Genomic DNA, 14,679 nt, shown 5'->3' with positions numbered 1-14,679 from the left:
GGCTTCAAGCAAAACCTGGGAAAGTGGATATTCACTGATTTTTTCGACCAACTGCTTGAAGCCGCTCAAGTCATTGGAAACATTGAAATTCACACCCTCAGGACGGATGTGAACCGCTAGCGTAGTGCTGGAAACATCGATGCCGACAGAGGAAGACATGGCCAAAACCTCTTAGACTCAACGAGTGAGAGAACTTTGGCTTGGCCCACGCTTGTGATTCGAGATTTGGCCCTCATCCAACTGTTCGGGCTCTCGCCAAAGTGGAACGGTGAATGGCAGTTTGTGCTCCTACACGTGCTCTAGGCACCCCGGATTAGCAACTTGCCATTCACCGCTCTCACCTCAGATTCTATTCCTACCTCAAGACACAAGCGGATTCACCGGGACGCCGGACCGCCGCGATGGACTGCGCAGCAGGCCTTTCTTTGGGGCCGCTACGCGCCCCATCGCGGATGAATCCGCTCCTACAAAACATGATTTTAGTTATTAATAAATAGCTTCTTATTCCTTTACGAATATAACCACCCCCCTATACTTGGCCTCAAGCACGCAAACCAGCAGGAGGCGTACCCATGAGCAACGCATCGATCCGTTACCTGATTGTGCCGGGCTGGCAAGGATCGCCAGAGGATCATTGGCAGAGTCACTGGCAGCAGGTGCTGCCCAACAGCGCCCGGGTCGAGCAGCTCGATTGGCTGACACCTCAGCGCAAGGACTGGGTCGCCGCATTGGAACAGGCGATTGCCGCAGATGAATCGCCGGTCATCCTGATTGCCCACAGCCTGGGCTGCATCACGGTCGCCCACTGGGCTGCGCAAGCCAGCGTCAGCCTGCTGCGCCGTGTGCGCGGGGCATTGCTGGTGGCGCCGGCCGATGTCGAGCGGCCAACCTGCTCGCCAGCCTTGCGCAACTTTGCGCCCATTGCCCAGCAGTTGTTGCCGTTCCCGAGCCAGGTGGTCAGCTCCGACAACGATCCGGCGATCAGTGCCCCGCGGGCCATGCAACTGGCGCGGGCCTGGGGCGCCGAGGTGGGTTTTCTTGCCGGGGCCGGGCATATCAACGTCAAGTCCGGGCATCGCCGCTGGGAACAGGGCTTCGCCTACCTGTACCGCTTGCAGAGCCGTCTGGAACAGCACGCCCTTCGCCGCGCCTGATCTCAGGCGCTGACATTTTTTCAGATTCAACGCCCGGCCCCAGGTGCTGAGGGCGGGAGTTTGCTATGAGTATTCACGACACCTTCGGTCAGCCGCTGCTGACCTTTCCTGAGCTGGACAAGAGCCCGCTGAGTATCCGCGCCAAGGCGCTGGTGTTCGTCGATCCGCGTTCACGCCAGTTGCGCGAGGAGCTTGAACTGCTGGCGCCATTGGCGCTGCCGGTGCTGATTCGCGGTGAGACCGGCACCGGCAAGGAGCTGCTGGCGCGGCAGATTCATCGCGCCAGTGATCGTGGCGGCCTGTTCGTGTCGGTCAACTGCGCGGCGATCAGCCCGACCTATGCCGATGCCGAACTGTTCGGCTACACCGCCGGTGCCCACAGTGGCGCGGCCAGTAGCCGGGCCGGCTGGTTCGGTTCGGCCAATGGCGGCACCCTGTACCTGGATGAAATCGCCGACTTGCCGTTGGCCATCCAGGTCAAGTTGCTCGCCGCCCTGGAAAACCGTGAAGTCATCCGCGTCGGTGCCCAACAACCCAACCCTGTCGATGTGCGTCTGGTCGCCGCGTCGAGTATCGACCTGGGCGAGGCGGTCAGTGCCGGCAAGTTCCACCAACGGCTCTACCACTATTTGCGCGAAGGTCAGCTGGAGCTGCCGGCCTTGCGCGAGCGGGTCGGCGATATCCTGCCGTTGGCCGAGTACTTCGTCGGCATCTACAGCCCACGGCTGAACCTGCCGGTGCCGTTGATCAGCGAAGCGGCCCAGCGCGTGCTGGAACTGCACAGCTGGCCGGGCAATACGCGAGAGCTGGAAAACGTCATTCACTTTGCCTTGCTGGTCAGCAGCGGCGATGAAATCCTGCCCCGGCATCTGAACCTGCCAACACCCCTGGAGGCTCTGGCCAGCCAGCTCGATCAGTTATGCCAGCGTGCTGTAGCGGGTGAGCGCAGCGCCTTGCAGAGCTTGCTTGAGCAGACCTTGTTGCGTCTGACACAAGGTGCCGGATAGGTCAATTCAGGATGCGTACGTGTTCCATGTTGAAATGGAATAAGCAGCGAAGTAAAAGATATTGTTCCGGCATAAAAAATCTCGGTATTGTCCGCTCCAAGCCAGCTAGCAAAGTGCTGGCAACCTAATTTTGCCGTCGCCCGATGGCCCTGTATTCGAATAAGGACTGCGCATGAAAAAGGCTCTGTTGTTCACCGCTCTGGCGGCCGCTCTGTCGGTTGCAGGATTCGCCCATGCAGGCGAGAAGCTGGTGGTTGCCGCCACCCCTGTACCGCACGCCGAAATCCTTGAGCTGATCAAACCGACCCTGGCCAAAGAAGGTGTGGACCTTGAGATCAAGGTGTTCACCGACTATGTGCAGCCAAACGTACAAGTTGACCAGAAGCGTCTGGATGCCAACTACTTCCAGACCCTGCCGTACCTGAAGAACTTCAACGAAGGTAAAGGCACGCATCTGGAAACCGTCATCGGCGTTCACGTCGAGCCGTTCGGTGGCTACTCGAAGAAGGTCAAAAGCCTGAGCGAGCTGAAAGACGGCGCTATTGTTGCCATTCCTAACGAAGGCAGCAACAGCGGCCGTGCCCTGCTGCTGCTGCAGAAGGCTGGCCTGATCACGCTGAAGGATCCGAAAAACGCCCTGGCAACGCCAAAAGACATCGCCGAGAACCCGAAGAAGCTGAAGTTCCGCGAGCTTGAGTCGGCCATGCTGCCGCGTGTTCTGGACCAGGTCGACCTGGACATGATCAACACCAACTACGCGCTGGAAGCGGGTCTGAACCCGGCCAAGGACGCGCTGGTAATTGAAGGCTCCGATTCGCCATACGTGAACTTCCTGGTTGCCCGCCCGGACAACAAGGACAGCGATGCGATCCAGAAGCTGGCCAAGGCCCTGACCAGCCCTGAAGTGAAAACCTTCATCGAGAAGAAATACAGCGGCGCAGTACTGCCGGCGTTCTAAGTAACCCCAGCTACACCCCCTAACTGGTGGGAGCGGGCTTGCCCCGCGATTGCAATGTGCCTGACACAGCGCGATCGCGGGGCAAGCACGCTCCCACAGTTGTTTCTACACATTGAATATTTCGGTTAGCTGTTTGGGTGATATCAATATGCAATAAAGGTATTTAAATAATTATTTTTATACCTTTAGAGTCTTAGTCATTGTGCTCACCCGCACTGACAACCCCTGTGTAGAGCGGCCCGTTTACCCTCGGGCCGATCCGAGATCCTCTCATGAGTTTCGATGTCGCCTTCATCCTCAGCACGCTACCGGCGTTCCTCAAAGCCGTCGGCGTTACCCTGCAGGTCGGCCTGATCGCCATTTCCACCTCTTTGCTGGTGGCACTGATCAACGCCGCCATCCTGGTCTACCGCACGCCGTACCTGCAGCGCCTGGTGCAACTTTACGTGGAACTGGCGCGCAACACGCCGCTGCTGATCCAGCTGTTCTTCGTCTACTTCGCTTTGCCGACTCTAGGCCTGAAGATTTCCGGCTTCGCCGCCGCGATCATCACCATGACCTTTCTCGGCGGCGCCTACCTGACCGAAGTGCTGCGGGCCGGTGTCGAGGCGGTTTCCCAGGCGCAGCTGGAGTCGGGACGCTCGATCGGTCTGTCCGACGGCCAGCTGCTGCGTTATGTGATCCTGCCGTCGCTGTTCGCCAACTTCGTCTTCCTGCTCAAGGAAACCACCGTGGTCTCGGCGGTGGCGGTGCCGGAAATCCTCTACACCACCAAGAGCTACATCGCGCTGTATTACAAAACCTACGAGATGCTCGCGGTGCTGACGCTGATCTGCGTATTGCTGTTCCTGCCATTGTCGCTGCTGCTCAGCCGCCTGGAACGGAGGCTGCAACATGGCCAGTTCGGGTCTTGAGTTGTTGCTGGTGTCCTTGCCGCAACTGAGCAAGGGCGCCGCGCAGACATTGGCGATTTCGGCGCTGGGGATCGTCTTCAGTACCTTCGGCGGCGTGCTCTACGGGGTGCTGGCAAGCCTGAACCTGCGCAGCCTGAATGTGGCCCTGCGGATCTATCTGGAACTGTTCCGGGCGATCCCGGTGCTGGTCTGGTTGTACCTGCTGTTCTTCGGTCTGCCGATCTTTTTTGCCCTGAGCATTCCCAGTTTCTGGTGCGCAGTACTGGTGTTGTCGTTGTGGGGCGCCAGTGAGGTGGGCGAGGTGGTACGCGGCGCCTTGCGTTCGTTGCCCCGCGGCCAGCGCGAGGCTGGCTTGTCGATTGGCCTGTCTGCCTGGCAGCTGTATGGCTATGTGTTGCTGCCACAGGCACTCAAGCGCATGACGCCGCCGACTATCAACATCTACACACGGATCATCAAGACCAGCTCGCTGGCGGTGTTGATCGGAGTGGTCGATGTCATCAAGGTCGGCCAGCAGATCATCGAACGCACCTACGAATCGGTGCTGATCTACGGCGCGCTGTTCCTGTTTTTCTTTTTCATCTGCTATCCGCTCTCGGCTGCTTCGCGCGCCCTTGAGCGCCGCTGGACACACGCATGAGCGCACTGATCGAGTTCAAGGGCTTCAACAAATACTTCGGCGACCAGCAGGTGCTGAACAACATCGACCTGCAGGTGCGCAGCGGCGAAGTGGTGGTGATCCTCGGCCCCAGCGGCTGCGGCAAGAGCACCTTGCTGCGTTGCCTGAACGGCCTGGAAATCGCCCACAGTGGTCACTTGCGCCTGGCCGGTGACGAACTGCTCGACCCGCGCACCGACTGGCGCCAGGTACGTCAGCGAGTGGGCATGGTGTTCCAGAGCTATCACCTGTTCGGCCACATGAGCGTGATCGACAACCTGTTGCTCGGCCCGCTCAAGGTACAGAAGCGTGAGCGTCACCAAGCCCTGGCTCAGGCCGAAGCGTTGTTGGCCCGCGTGGGATTGCTGGACAAACGTGATGCTTATCCACGTCAGCTCTCCGGCGGCCAGCAACAGCGCATCGCGATTGTTCGCTCGTTGTGCATGAACCCCGAAGTGATGCTGTTCGACGAGGTCACCGCAGCCCTCGACCCGGAGATGGTCAAGGAGGTGCTGGAGGTGATCCAGGGCCTGGCCCGTGACGGCATGACCCTGCTGATCGTGACCCATGAAATGGCCTTCGCTCGAGCGGTGGCCGACCGCATCGTGTTCATGGAGGCCGGCAGGATCCTTGAACAGCGCGACCCCGAGAGCTTCTTTACGAACCCGCAGACCGCACGCGCGCAGCAGTTTCTGGAGAAATTCTCCTTTGTAGAAAGCCTGCCCAAAACGCCCGCAAAGGAATTGTCATGAAAACTGCCAAGACATCGAAACTGCTGTTGTCCCTGTTCAGCCTGGCCCTGTTGGCCGGCTGCAACAAGGCTGAAGAACCGGCCAAGCCTGCTGCCAGCGGTGCAGCTCCGGCCACCAGCTATCTGGAAACCATCAAGGCCCGCGACAAACTGATTGTCGGCGTGTTCACCGACAAACCACCGTTTGGCTTCGTCGACGAGAGCGGCCGCTATGTCGGTTTCGACACCGACATCGGCCGTCAGCTGGCCAAGTCGTTGCTCGGTGACGAGAACAAGATCGAGTTCGTGGCAGTTGAGCCGGCCAGCCGGATTCCGTTCCTGCAAAGCGACAAAGTTGACCTGATTCTCGCCAACATGACCGTAACCCCGGAGCGCAAGGAAGCGGTGGAGTTCACCAACCCCAACCTGCGCGTTGCAGTACAGGCCCTGGTGCCGGAAGGCAGCGAGGTGAAGCATCTGGATGACCTGGCCGGCAAGACCACCATCGTCACCACCGGCACTACCGCCGATATCTGGCTGACCAAGAACCACCCGGACTGGAAACTGCTCAAATTCGAGAAGAACTCCGAATCGCTGCAAGCGTTGGCCAATGGCCGTGGCGATGCCTATGCCCAGGACAACCTGATCCTGTTCAGCTGGTCGAAGCAGAATCCGGGCTATCGCGTGCTGGAAGAGAAACTGGGTGAAGAGGCACCGATTGCGCCAGCGGTGAAGAAAGGCAATATCGAGCTGCGTGACTGGGTCAACGCCGAACTGGCGCGTCTGGGTGAGCAGAAGTACCTGCTCAAACTGTACGACCAGTATGTGCGCAAAGAACTGAGCGACGACACCAAGCCTGAGAGCGTGATTGTCGAAGGCGGCAAGTGGCAGGGTTGATCTATTGAACTCATCGCGGGGCAAGCCCGCTCCCACAGGACCGGTGGGGGCGGGCTTGCCCCGCGATGGGGAAACTTCACCACGGGGCACCCGCGGCACTACCCCCCCCGCCCCTCCCCCTCCCCCTCCCCCCCCCCCCCGATAGGGCTTACTTCCCTGGCACCAACTTCAACGTACTCTGCGCCGGAATCACCCCCATCTGCGCCTTGTGATACTGCCCATCAATGTAGTCCTTGGCCTGGTCGGCATAGTGCCGGTCGAACAGCACGCCACTTTGCCCGACCGGGTTGATGGTCAGGGCTTGCCCCGCATCGGCGAAGTCGATCAGGCGCCGGGTCGAAGGACCATAGGTAACCGGCCAGGGCGCCGGACCGATCTTCGCCGACAGATTGTTCGGCACTTCATGACTGCCAGGCGCTGCGAAGGCGCCGACATTGAACAGCAGGTTCAGCGGCTTCTGCAGACCCAGCGGATGGTTGTGGGTCAGCGTATGCGCCTTGCCCCATTGCCAGCTGGCAGGATCATCGCCCAAGGTCTCGCGCAGGTGTGCAAGGTTGGCCTGCCAGGCCCGTTTGACTGCGTCGGTACGGCTACCATGCTCGCTGCTGCCGTGCAGCCCCCACCAAGGTGACTCGGCATCTGCGGCCAGGCGCGGGATGGCCGCATCGATGACCCGGGTGCTGATCAGAGTCTGGAACCAGGCATCGCCGAGCTCGTCATGCATGGCCGCGTACGCCAGGTCGTAGAGGAACTGGTTGAACAGGGTGGCACTGACCGAGTCCAGCGGGTAGTCGCCGTTCCAGCTCGCCAACTGTTCGACCAGCTCCTTCTCCTGGTCGCCTGAGGCCACCTCGCGCAGGACTCCCAATAGCGGTGCGAGGGTGCGCGAACCATAGTCGGTGGCGGTGTCGAGCTGCAGCGCCTGGCTGTTTTGCGTATCCCATTTGACCTGCGCATCGGCCAGGTGACGGTTCAGCTGTTGGCCGCGGTCGGCAAGGTTGTAGTAACCCGGAATCGGCATGGCCGCAGGCGGCTGATAGTTGGCCGAGACGATGTAGCCGCTGGCCGGGTTTTCCGCCTGCGGGTTGGCGCTGAACGGGTAGAAGCCGAGTTTGTCCGCCTGGGCAGTGCTGCCGTCGAGGATGAACGACGGGTTGACCCCGTCCGGACGAATCGGCAACTGCGCCGCCGCCCACCAGCCGATGTCACCGCTGGCATTGGCCCACACCAGGTTGAGGCCGGGCGCCTGGATCTTCGCGGCGGCGCTGCGCATCTTGTCCAGGGTGTCGGCGCGGTTGACCTGGTAGAAGCCTTCAAGGATAGGGTTCTCGGTTTCCAGGAAAGCCCACCACATGGCGATCGGGGTGGGCCCGGCGTTGGCACCGATCACGTCATTGACGATCGGGCCGTGCGGCGAGCGGCGCAGGGTAATGGTCAGCGGCTCCTCGCCCTTCACCGCGATGGTTTCCTGGGTAACGCTCAAGTCTTGCCACAGGCCGTTGATGCGCACCTGGTTAGCGTTGGCCGGATTGACCTGCTCGGCGATCAGGTCGACATCGTCGTTCTGGAACATGGTCAGGCTCCAGCCGAATGCGCGGTTGTGCCCCAGTGACGCGAAGGGGTTGAGCGCCTGGTGATAGCCGTAGAGGTTGAAACCGGGCGCCGACAGTTCGGCTTCGTACCAGACCGCAGGCACGGCAAAACTGATATGCGGGTCTCCAGCCAGTAAGGGCTTGCCGCTGCGCGTGCGGCTGCCGGAGACGGCCCAGGCATTGCTGCCTTCGTACTGGGGAATGCCGGCTGCGCTCAGGGCGTGCTGGCTGACCTGGGCGAGGTGCTCCAGGCTTTTCCAGTCTGCGTCGGCAAGCGGCGGGCTGCTGTGCAACGCCCCTTCAGGATTCCAGTCGAGATCGAAGACCTTGAGGTACTCACTACCCAGCTGGTCGCGCACATAGGTCAACACCGGCTCGGTGCGAAAGGCGGCGGCAAAGCTGTAGGCCATGTAGCCGGCAATGCTCAGGGTGTCCTGGGCGGTGAACGGTCGTGGGGTGATGCCCAGTACATCGAATTCCATCGGCTTGGGATGGCTGTCCTGCCAGGCGTTTACGCCCTCGAGGTAGGCCTGCAGTGCGAGCCAGGCCGGCGCCTGTTTATCCTGGTGTTCGACGTAACGCTCGGCCTGCTCACGAATGCGCAGGCTGCGGAACAGGGTATCGGTGGGCACCAGCTTGCTGCCGAGTACTTCGGCCAGTTCGCCGCGGGCCAGGCGGCGGATGATCTCCATCTGGAACAGGCGGTCCTGAGCGTGTACATAACCCAGCGCGCGGTACAGATCGGTCTCGTTGGTGGCCTCGATATGCGGTACGCCGCGCTCGTCATAGCGCACGCTCACCGGGGCCTGCAGGCTGGCCAGGGCCACCTCGCCCTGGCGCTGCGGCAGCTTGCCCTGCACGTACCAGTAACCGCCGCCAGCTGCTGCGGCAATGACCACAGCGAGGAAGGTCAGGCTGCGCTTCATCAGGACTCCTTGTGCTTTTTAGCGGATTTTGTGGTCCGATCATCGAGGTAAATTCGGACAGAGAATAGCCCCAAAGGAGTGAAGATGAATCTCAGTGAAAAGCAGAAGATGCTCAGCGGCCAGCTCTATCACGCCAGCTGCCCGGAACTGCAGGCCGAGCAGATCGCCAACAAGCACTGGATGCAGCGCTACAACAACAGCGCTGAACTACTCAACGAACAGCGTCATAAATTGCTGGTCGAGCACTTCAAGGTGGTCGGCGACGGCGCCGTGATTCGTCCGCCGTTCTATTGCGACTACGGCTACAACATCAGTGTTGGCAGCAACGTGTTCATGAACTTCAACTGCGTGATCCTCGATGTCTGCCCGGTCAGTATCGGTGACGATTGCCAGATCGGCCCGGCGGTGCAGATCTATGCCGCCGACCACCCGCTGGACCCGAAGGTACGTCGCAGTGGCCTGGAAAGTGGCCGGCCGGTGAAGATCGGCAACAACGTCTGGATTGGCGGCGGGGCGATCATCCTGCCCGGGGTAACGGTGGGCGATAACGCCGTGATCGGCGCCGGCAGCGTGGTGACCCGCGATGTGCCGGCCCGGGCGACGGTGGTGGGCAATCCGGCGCGCTTGCGCTAGGGCGTCCAGGGGCAGTAGCAACCCATCGCCATCGTGTGGGTCGCGCTGACTGTCCGGCCTTGGCTCAAGGCCAGCAGGATCGGCTCGATGAAGCTGTTGCTCGAGTTACACGTCGCCCCTTCGCTGTAGGGGCCGAAGTAGGCCAGCTTGCCCTGGCGGTCCCAGATCGCCACGCCTGGGCTGGCCGGCAAGTGTTCGGCACCGGGCAGTTGCGCCAGTGGTTTGAGTGCGCTGAGGGTGTTTGGCAACTGTCCACGGCTGCCGGGCTTTTGCACCACGTAGAACTCCACGCCCTGGGGCGCGAAATGCTCGATCAGTTCCGCCAGGTGCTGCTGATTGCCGACGTTGCACGGGCAGGCCGGGTCCCAGAAGTGCACCAGGCGGATTGCTCCGGGACCGGCGATTGCCTCTGGCAATTGCAGGCGATCACCCGAGAACAGGGCAGTCTGGTTGTCGAAGGTGCGCAGATAGCGACTCTGGAAACTGTCGTAGGCCCACCACAAACCTGCGGCGCAAAGGGCGGCGGTCAGCAGGCCGAGCAGGGTTCGGGTGGGGGACGCGAGCATGAGGGCAAAATCCGAAAAAAGTCGCCTAGCTTGCCATGCCGGTGGCGACAGCTGAATATCACAGGTCAATATCCCGTATTTGCTGTCTGGAAGTTCTCTATGCCTGCGTCATTTCAACCCGACTCGTTACGCGCCAGCTTGTCTTTGCTGACGGCGCGCCAGCCGTTGTCGACCCAGGCCCAGGCCTACCAGCGCTACTACGGGCTTGATCTACCGGCGCGCAAGGACTCGCCGCAGCGCTGGCTGGGGCGCTTCGAGGCGGCGGGTTTCGAGCTGGTCGGGCAAGTCTGGCTACCTGCCGCACCGGTGGCGACGCTGGTGTTGTTGCATGGGTTCTACGATCACATGGGCCTGTACCGGCATGTGGTCGACTGGGCGCTGGACCAGAATTACGCGGTGATCGCCTGCGACTTGCCGGGGCACGGCCTGTCCAGTGGTGAACGGGCCAGCATCGACGACTTTGGCGCCTACCAACAGGTGCTGCAGGCTCTCTTCGAGCAGGGGCGAGCCCTGGAACTGCCGCAGCCTTGGCATCTATGCGGGCAGAGTACCGGCGGGGCGATTGTCATTGATCATGTGCTCCACGAGGGCGTGCAAAGCCCGGCCCAGGGCGAGGTGATCCTGCTGGCGCCCTTGGTGCGGCCACGTGCGTGGCGCTGGTCGAAACTCAGCTATCACCTGTTGCGACCGTTCGTAAAAGGCATCGAGCGACGCTTCAGTGCCAACAGCAATGATCCAACTTTCCTGCCATTTCTGCAGGCCGACCCGTTGCAGCCGCGGCGTCTGCCGACCGCCTGGGTCGGGGCGCTGGTGGACTGGGTCAAACGCATCGAGGCGGCGCCGGTCAGTACGCGGCGGCCGTTGATTATCCAGGGAGAGTCCGACATGACCGTGGACTGGCCACACAACCTTCGGGTGTTGCGGGAGAAGTTCGCCGCGCCCGAGATTCTGCTGATTCCCGAGGCGCGTCACCATCTGGCCAATGAGCTGCCGGCGATCCGTCAGCGCTACTTCGACTTCATCGACCAGCGCCTGGGCTGATCACTTCAGGTCCGAAGTGTTCTGCCCAACTGCCAGGCCAGCGCGGATGGCGGCCAGGGCGGCCTTGTAGTACGCCTTACCCTCTGCCGATTCGGCAAAGGTGGCGAACTCATCCAGCTCTGCATCAGACAGGTCGCGATAGACATACAGCAGGGTATTGTTCAGTTCGCTGCCGATCTGCTGCATCAGGCGCTGGCGTTGACCGTCAAGCAGGCTCTGGGCCTGACCACCACCGAGCAGGCCGGGGATCATCTGGCTGAGGCTGTCGGCAGCTACTCCGGCGATGGCCAGGCTGACTTCGGCACCGGCTTCGCGGGCGGGCAGGGCCTGGGCCAGGTGGCCGATGATCAGCAGTCGGTTGTCGCTGGCTTCGATCTTGGGCAAGCCCTTGGCGTTCTTGGCCAACTGGTCACGGCGGGTGGCCAGCAACTCGGCGGCAACGATCTTGCGTCCCAGCGCAGACTGGAAAAATGCCAGCGCAGGATTCGGGTTGTTCAGGTGAGCGCGCAACTGTGCCTGCGCGCGCTTGTCCACGGCCTGGGCCTGAAAGCGCTGGTTGCTGTTGTTGACCAGCGCTTGGTAAACAGCGGGCGGCAGGCTATTGCGATAGCGCTGCTGGGCGGCATCGAGGGCATCGGTAAAGTGGGCACGCTGCTCAGGCCAGCCAGCGACCTTGTAGAGTTGGTCGAGACTGTCTGCCCAGACAGGCGTGGTGCTAATCATCATTAACAAAAAAAACAAACGGCGCATTCAGGACTCCTGTCGGCAGGGCGCTATTGTCTTGGCCTGGCCGGGCTTTGTCGAGAAGCCATTGCATACTCTCGGCCAAGTGGCGCTGTCGGTTTTCGCAGCAGATGGATACTATGCGCGCCATGCCCCTATCTTCTGATCACCCGCTGCTGTTGCGCATTGTCGACGACCTGGCCACCCGTGGCTGGTCGCAGCAGGACATCTTTCTTCCAGCGTCTCTGACCCTGGCGCTCGCGGCTGAGTGTCGTACCCGCGCCGCAGAGGGCGAGCTGGCGCCTGCAGCGGTAGGACGGGGAGCGACCCAGGAAGTGCGCGAGGGTATTCGCGGCGACCATATCCAGTGGCTGGAGCCCGGCCAGGCCGAATGCTGCGACCAATACCTGGAGCTGATGGACAGCCTGCGCGAAGCGCTCAACCGCGGCTTGTTCCTGGGGCTCGAAGACTTCGAATGTCATTTTGCCCTGTACCCACCAGGGGCGTTCTATCGCAAGCATCTGGACCGTTTCCGCGATGATGACCGGCGCACGGTTTCGGCGGTCATCTACCTCAACCCGGATTGGTTGCCCGAAGACGGCGGGCAGTTGCGCATGAGCCTGAAGGACGGCGTGGAGCACGATGTGCAGCCGGTTGGTGGCTGCCTGGTGGTGTTCCTTTCCGGTGATATTCCCCATGAAGTGCTGCCGGCCCGGCGCGAGCGTCTGTCGGTCACTGGCTGGTTCCGCCGTCGTGGCAACGAGCCGTTCTAAGCCGCACAAAGTGCTGGTCAGCGCCTGTCTGCTGGGACAGCCGGTGCGCTATGACGGGCGCGCCAGCGGTCACCCTGATTTATTGCAACGCTGGCAGCGCGAAGGCCGCATCGTGCCTTTGTGTCCCGAGGTAGCGGGCGGACTACCGACGCCACGACCACCTGCCGAGATCCCCGGCGGTCAGGGCAGTGCCGTGCTGGATGGCGAGGCGCAGGTGGTTACGGTTGCAGGAGAGGATGTCAGTGCGCAGTTTCTGGCCGGTGCGCAGCTGGCGCTGGAGCTGGTGCGGCGTCATGGCATCCGTATCGCGGTGCTCAAGTCGGGCAGCCCTTCGTGCGGCAACGTGCTTGTTTATGACGGTACCTTCAGTGGCAGCAAAGTCACCGGCGAAGGGGTGACCACCGCCTTGCTGCGACGGGAAGGGGTGCAGGTGTTCAGTGAGTTGGAGCTTGAAGCGGCGGAGCAGGCGTTGAGACAGCTTTAACTCCATCGTGGGGCAAGCCCGCTCCCACAGGACCGGTGGGGGCGGGCTTGCCCCGCGATGCTTTTACTCCTTCGGCGGCTTGCTGGCATCCATTCCAAACCATTTCTCTGACAGTGCTTTCAGCCGACCGTCAGCCTTGATGCGCTGCAGGGCGTTATCCACTGCGCTGTGGAATGCCGGGTTACCTTTCTGGAACGGAATCGCCAGGCTCAGGATCGGCCCGACAGTGGCGCCTTCGGTTACCGGCTGCTGGCTGTCGCGAATGGCATAGGGCACCAGCAGGCGGTCGCTGATGGCCGCGTCAATCTGGTCATTGGCAACGTCCTTGATTGGCTGGGTGGCATCTGGATAGCTGCGCAGATCGACCCCTTCGACGCTTCGCGCCTGCTCGGCGAACTGGCTGCCTTGGACCACACCGAGGCTGTGGCCCTTGAGGGCTTCGAGGCTGGCCAGCGGGCGTTTCTCTTCCTTGCGTACAATCAACTGGGCACTGGAATAACTGTAGGGCTCACTAAAGTCCAGGCGCTCCTTGAGCTCGGGCGTAGCGGCGACCTGGTTGAGGGCAATGTCGTACTTGCCACTTTCCACGCCCGGCAGCAAATCGTCGCGAGTGGTCACGACGAACTCGGCACGTACATCCAGTTCGTTGGCCAGGGCCTGGCCGAGTTCGACTTCAAAGCCCGTCAGCTTGCCTTCATCTTTGAAGTTGAACGGTGGCATGTTGGCTTCGACAGCGATGCGCAACTCGCCCCGGTCGTTCATATCATCGATCAGTTCGGCATGTGCCCACGGGCTGAGCAAAGTGGCAACTAGTATCCCTATGGTCAAACGCATCGAGGTCCCTTGGATTCATTGGCAGTGAGAAAGATCGCCGCGGCTTTGTGATGATGCCACGGTCGAGCGCAACTTAGGACAGCATCGATTGTAGGATGTTAGCCACAGGTGGAAATATTTTCTGTGCGAAATTTCGGATATGTTCTGATTCAATTGATCTATGGTTACAAGCCATTGCCTTTCGTTTTACCGGTATGGTTGAAAGGTTACTGAAGAAAAGAATCACAGGAGAAGTGAATGAAAAGCCTAGTTTCGCGTGCAGCCGTCGCCGGTCTGTTGATGGGGGTCTCGGCGTTCGCCGCTGCCGCCGAAGGCCTGAAGAGCCAGGAGCCGCCGAAAGACGCCAAGGTCTTCATCGTTTCCCCGGCTGATGGCGCGACGGTCGACAAGACCTTCACGGTCAAATTCGGCATCGAGGGCATGGAGCTCAAGCCTGCGGGCGATCAGACCCCGCACAGCGGCCATCACCACTTGCTGGTAGACGTTGACAAAGAGCCGGCCGCCGACACGGTACTGCCTACCAGCCTGCTCCCGGAAAACAAGGCGCCACTGCCTGCCGGTCCGCAAGTTCTGCACTTCGGCAAAGCGCAGACCGAAGTCGAACTGACCCTGACCCCAGGCAAACACACCCTGCAACTGGTGCTGGGTGACAAGTTCCACGTGCCGTTCAAGCCAAGCGTTGAATCGAAGAAGATCACCGTTACGGTCAAGTAAGGGTTGAAAGCATCGCGGGGCAAGCCCGCTCCCACAGGTATTTATTAACCTGTGGGAGCGGGCTTGCCCCGCGAT

Annotated in this window: 16 protein-coding genes; 12 read left to right on the top strand and 4 right to left on the bottom strand. The window is 61.1% G+C overall.

All coding sequences use genetic code 11. The features are described from left to right. The first annotated feature begins 572 nt into the window (after positions 1-572). From ACO6VD_RS21880 to ACO6VD_RS21850, 7 genes are all read left to right on the top strand, one after another. Entirely contained in the window at positions 573-1,154 is a 582-nt protein-coding gene (locus tag ACO6VD_RS21880) for an alpha/beta hydrolase (RefSeq protein WP_422422068.1), read from the top strand. Between the two features lie 65 nt (positions 1,155-1,219). Further along, positions 1,220-2,161, top strand: a complete 942-nt coding sequence (locus tag ACO6VD_RS21875; protein WP_422422067.1) for a sigma 54-interacting transcriptional regulator — start codon at positions 1,220-1,222, stop codon at positions 2,159-2,161. A gap of 172 nt (positions 2,162-2,333) precedes the next feature. Beyond that, a complete protein-coding gene (locus ACO6VD_RS21870; protein ID WP_422422065.1) occupies positions 2,334-3,119 on the top strand; it encodes a MetQ/NlpA family ABC transporter substrate-binding protein in 786 nt (261 codons plus the stop codon). A gap of 272 nt (positions 3,120-3,391) precedes the next feature. Beyond that, positions 3,392-4,033: an amino acid ABC transporter permease gene (locus tag ACO6VD_RS21865; RefSeq protein WP_422422063.1), complete on the top strand. Its 642-nt coding sequence runs from the start codon at positions 3,392-3,394 to the stop codon at positions 4,031-4,033. Continuing rightward, positions 4,014-4,673, top strand: a complete 660-nt coding sequence (locus ACO6VD_RS21860) for an amino acid ABC transporter permease (RefSeq protein ID WP_422422061.1) — start codon at positions 4,014-4,016, stop codon at positions 4,671-4,673. The genes ACO6VD_RS21865 and ACO6VD_RS21860 overlap by 20 nt, the downstream gene beginning before the upstream one ends. After that, positions 4,670-5,443 (top strand): amino acid ABC transporter ATP-binding protein, encoded by a 774-nt coding sequence (locus ACO6VD_RS21855; protein WP_422422060.1) that lies wholly within the window; start codon positions 4,670-4,672, stop codon positions 5,441-5,443. Before ACO6VD_RS21860 ends, ACO6VD_RS21855 begins: the two co-directional genes overlap by 4 nt. Continuing rightward, the gene (locus ACO6VD_RS21850) at positions 5,440-6,318 is read left to right on the top strand and encodes a transporter substrate-binding domain-containing protein (RefSeq protein ID WP_400174254.1); all 879 of its coding nucleotides are present in this window, start codon (positions 5,440-5,442) and stop codon (positions 6,316-6,318) included. The genes ACO6VD_RS21855 and ACO6VD_RS21850 overlap by 4 nt, the downstream gene beginning before the upstream one ends. 148 nt (positions 6,319-6,466) lie before the next feature. Here the strand turns inward: ACO6VD_RS21850 and ACO6VD_RS21845 are convergent, their stop codons facing one another. After that, positions 6,467-8,836, bottom strand: coding sequence for a penicillin acylase family protein (locus ACO6VD_RS21845; RefSeq protein WP_422422058.1), 2,370 nt, complete (start codon positions 8,834-8,836; stop codon positions 6,467-6,469). An 84-nt stretch (positions 8,837-8,920) separates the two neighbouring features. Here ACO6VD_RS21845 and ACO6VD_RS21840 point away from each other — a divergent pair, with 84 nt between their 5' ends. Then, a complete protein-coding gene (locus ACO6VD_RS21840; protein WP_400174245.1) occupies positions 8,921-9,469 on the top strand; it encodes a sugar O-acetyltransferase in 549 nt (182 codons plus the stop codon). Here ACO6VD_RS21840 and ACO6VD_RS21835 read toward each other — a convergent pair. Further along, a complete protein-coding gene (locus ACO6VD_RS21835; RefSeq protein ID WP_422422056.1) occupies positions 9,466-10,035 on the bottom strand; it encodes a DUF6436 domain-containing protein in 570 nt (189 codons plus the stop codon). The genes ACO6VD_RS21840 and ACO6VD_RS21835 overlap by 4 nt on opposite strands. Before the next feature lie 99 nt (positions 10,036-10,134). Here ACO6VD_RS21835 and ACO6VD_RS21830 point away from each other — a divergent pair, with 99 nt between their 5' ends. Continuing rightward, positions 10,135-11,076, top strand: a complete 942-nt coding sequence (locus tag ACO6VD_RS21830) for an alpha/beta hydrolase (protein ID WP_422422054.1) — start codon at positions 10,135-10,137, stop codon at positions 11,074-11,076. Here ACO6VD_RS21830 and ACO6VD_RS21825 read toward each other — a convergent pair whose 3' ends face one another. Next, complete coding sequence (locus ACO6VD_RS21825; protein WP_422422052.1) at positions 11,077-11,826, bottom strand: hypothetical protein; 750 nt, start codon at positions 11,824-11,826, stop codon at positions 11,077-11,079. A 113-nt stretch (positions 11,827-11,939) separates the two neighbouring features. On the opposite strand from ACO6VD_RS21825, the gene ACO6VD_RS21820 reads away from it, so the two are divergent. Beyond that, positions 11,940-12,572: a 2OG-Fe(II) oxygenase gene (locus ACO6VD_RS21820; protein ID WP_422422050.1), complete on the top strand. Its 633-nt coding sequence runs from the start codon at positions 11,940-11,942 to the stop codon at positions 12,570-12,572. Further along, the gene (locus ACO6VD_RS21815; protein WP_422422048.1) at positions 12,553-13,056 is read left to right on the top strand and encodes a DUF523 domain-containing protein; all 504 of its coding nucleotides are present in this window, start codon (positions 12,553-12,555) and stop codon (positions 13,054-13,056) included. Before ACO6VD_RS21820 ends, ACO6VD_RS21815 begins: the two co-directional genes overlap by 20 nt. Positions 13,057-13,119: 63 nt before the next feature. Here the strand turns inward: ACO6VD_RS21815 and ACO6VD_RS21810 are convergent, their stop codons facing one another. Further along, positions 13,120-13,890 (bottom strand): transporter substrate-binding domain-containing protein, encoded by a 771-nt coding sequence (locus ACO6VD_RS21810; RefSeq protein WP_422422046.1) that lies wholly within the window; start codon positions 13,888-13,890, stop codon positions 13,120-13,122. Positions 13,891-14,127: 237 nt separating this feature from the next. Here ACO6VD_RS21810 and ACO6VD_RS21805 point away from each other — a divergent pair, with 237 nt between their 5' ends. Then, the gene (locus tag ACO6VD_RS21805; protein WP_422422044.1) at positions 14,128-14,604 is read left to right on the top strand and encodes a DUF4399 domain-containing protein; all 477 of its coding nucleotides are present in this window, start codon (positions 14,128-14,130) and stop codon (positions 14,602-14,604) included. Positions 14,605-14,679: the final 75 nt, after the last annotated feature.

This window comes from Pseudomonas sp. GZD-222, from assembly GCF_049310525.1.
Classification (GTDB): Bacteria; Pseudomonadota; Gammaproteobacteria; order Pseudomonadales; family Pseudomonadaceae; genus Aquipseudomonas.
The sequence above is the reverse complement of the archived record's forward strand: the minus strand, read 5'-3'. Positions and strand labels throughout refer to the sequence as shown.

Coding starts and splice junctions, on each gene's coding strand:
- ACO6VD_RS21820 (WP_422422050.1), top strand. CDS start 11,940: ATGCGCGCCATGCCCCTATCTTCTGATCACCCGCTGCTGTTGCGCATT.
- ACO6VD_RS21830 (WP_422422054.1), top strand. CDS start 10,135: ATGCCTGCGTCATTTCAACCCGACTCGTTACGCGCCAGCTTGTCTTTG.
- ACO6VD_RS21825 (WP_422422052.1), bottom strand. CDS start 11,826: ATGCGCCGTTTGTTTTTTTTGTTAATGATGATTAGCACCACGCCTGTC.
- ACO6VD_RS21835 (WP_422422056.1), bottom strand. CDS start 10,035: ATGCTCGCGTCCCCCACCCGAACCCTGCTCGGCCTGCTGACCGCCGCC.
- ACO6VD_RS21840 (WP_400174245.1), top strand. CDS start 8,921: ATGAATCTCAGTGAAAAGCAGAAGATGCTCAGCGGCCAGCTCTATCAC.
- ACO6VD_RS21880 (WP_422422068.1), top strand. CDS start 573: ATGAGCAACGCATCGATCCGTTACCTGATTGTGCCGGGCTGGCAAGGA.
- ACO6VD_RS21865 (WP_422422063.1), top strand. CDS start 3,392: ATGAGTTTCGATGTCGCCTTCATCCTCAGCACGCTACCGGCGTTCCTC.
- ACO6VD_RS21870 (WP_422422065.1), top strand. CDS start 2,334: ATGAAAAAGGCTCTGTTGTTCACCGCTCTGGCGGCCGCTCTGTCGGTT.
- ACO6VD_RS21805 (WP_422422044.1), top strand. CDS start 14,128: ATGAAAAGCCTAGTTTCGCGTGCAGCCGTCGCCGGTCTGTTGATGGGG.
- ACO6VD_RS21850 (WP_400174254.1), top strand. CDS start 5,440: ATGAAAACTGCCAAGACATCGAAACTGCTGTTGTCCCTGTTCAGCCTG.
- ACO6VD_RS21845 (WP_422422058.1), bottom strand. CDS start 8,836: ATGAAGCGCAGCCTGACCTTCCTCGCTGTGGTCATTGCCGCAGCAGCT.
- ACO6VD_RS21860 (WP_422422061.1), top strand. CDS start 4,014: ATGGCCAGTTCGGGTCTTGAGTTGTTGCTGGTGTCCTTGCCGCAACTG.
- ACO6VD_RS21810 (WP_422422046.1), bottom strand. CDS start 13,890: ATGCGTTTGACCATAGGGATACTAGTTGCCACTTTGCTCAGCCCGTGG.
- ACO6VD_RS21855 (WP_422422060.1), top strand. CDS start 4,670: ATGAGCGCACTGATCGAGTTCAAGGGCTTCAACAAATACTTCGGCGAC.
- ACO6VD_RS21875 (WP_422422067.1), top strand. CDS start 1,220: ATGAGTATTCACGACACCTTCGGTCAGCCGCTGCTGACCTTTCCTGAG.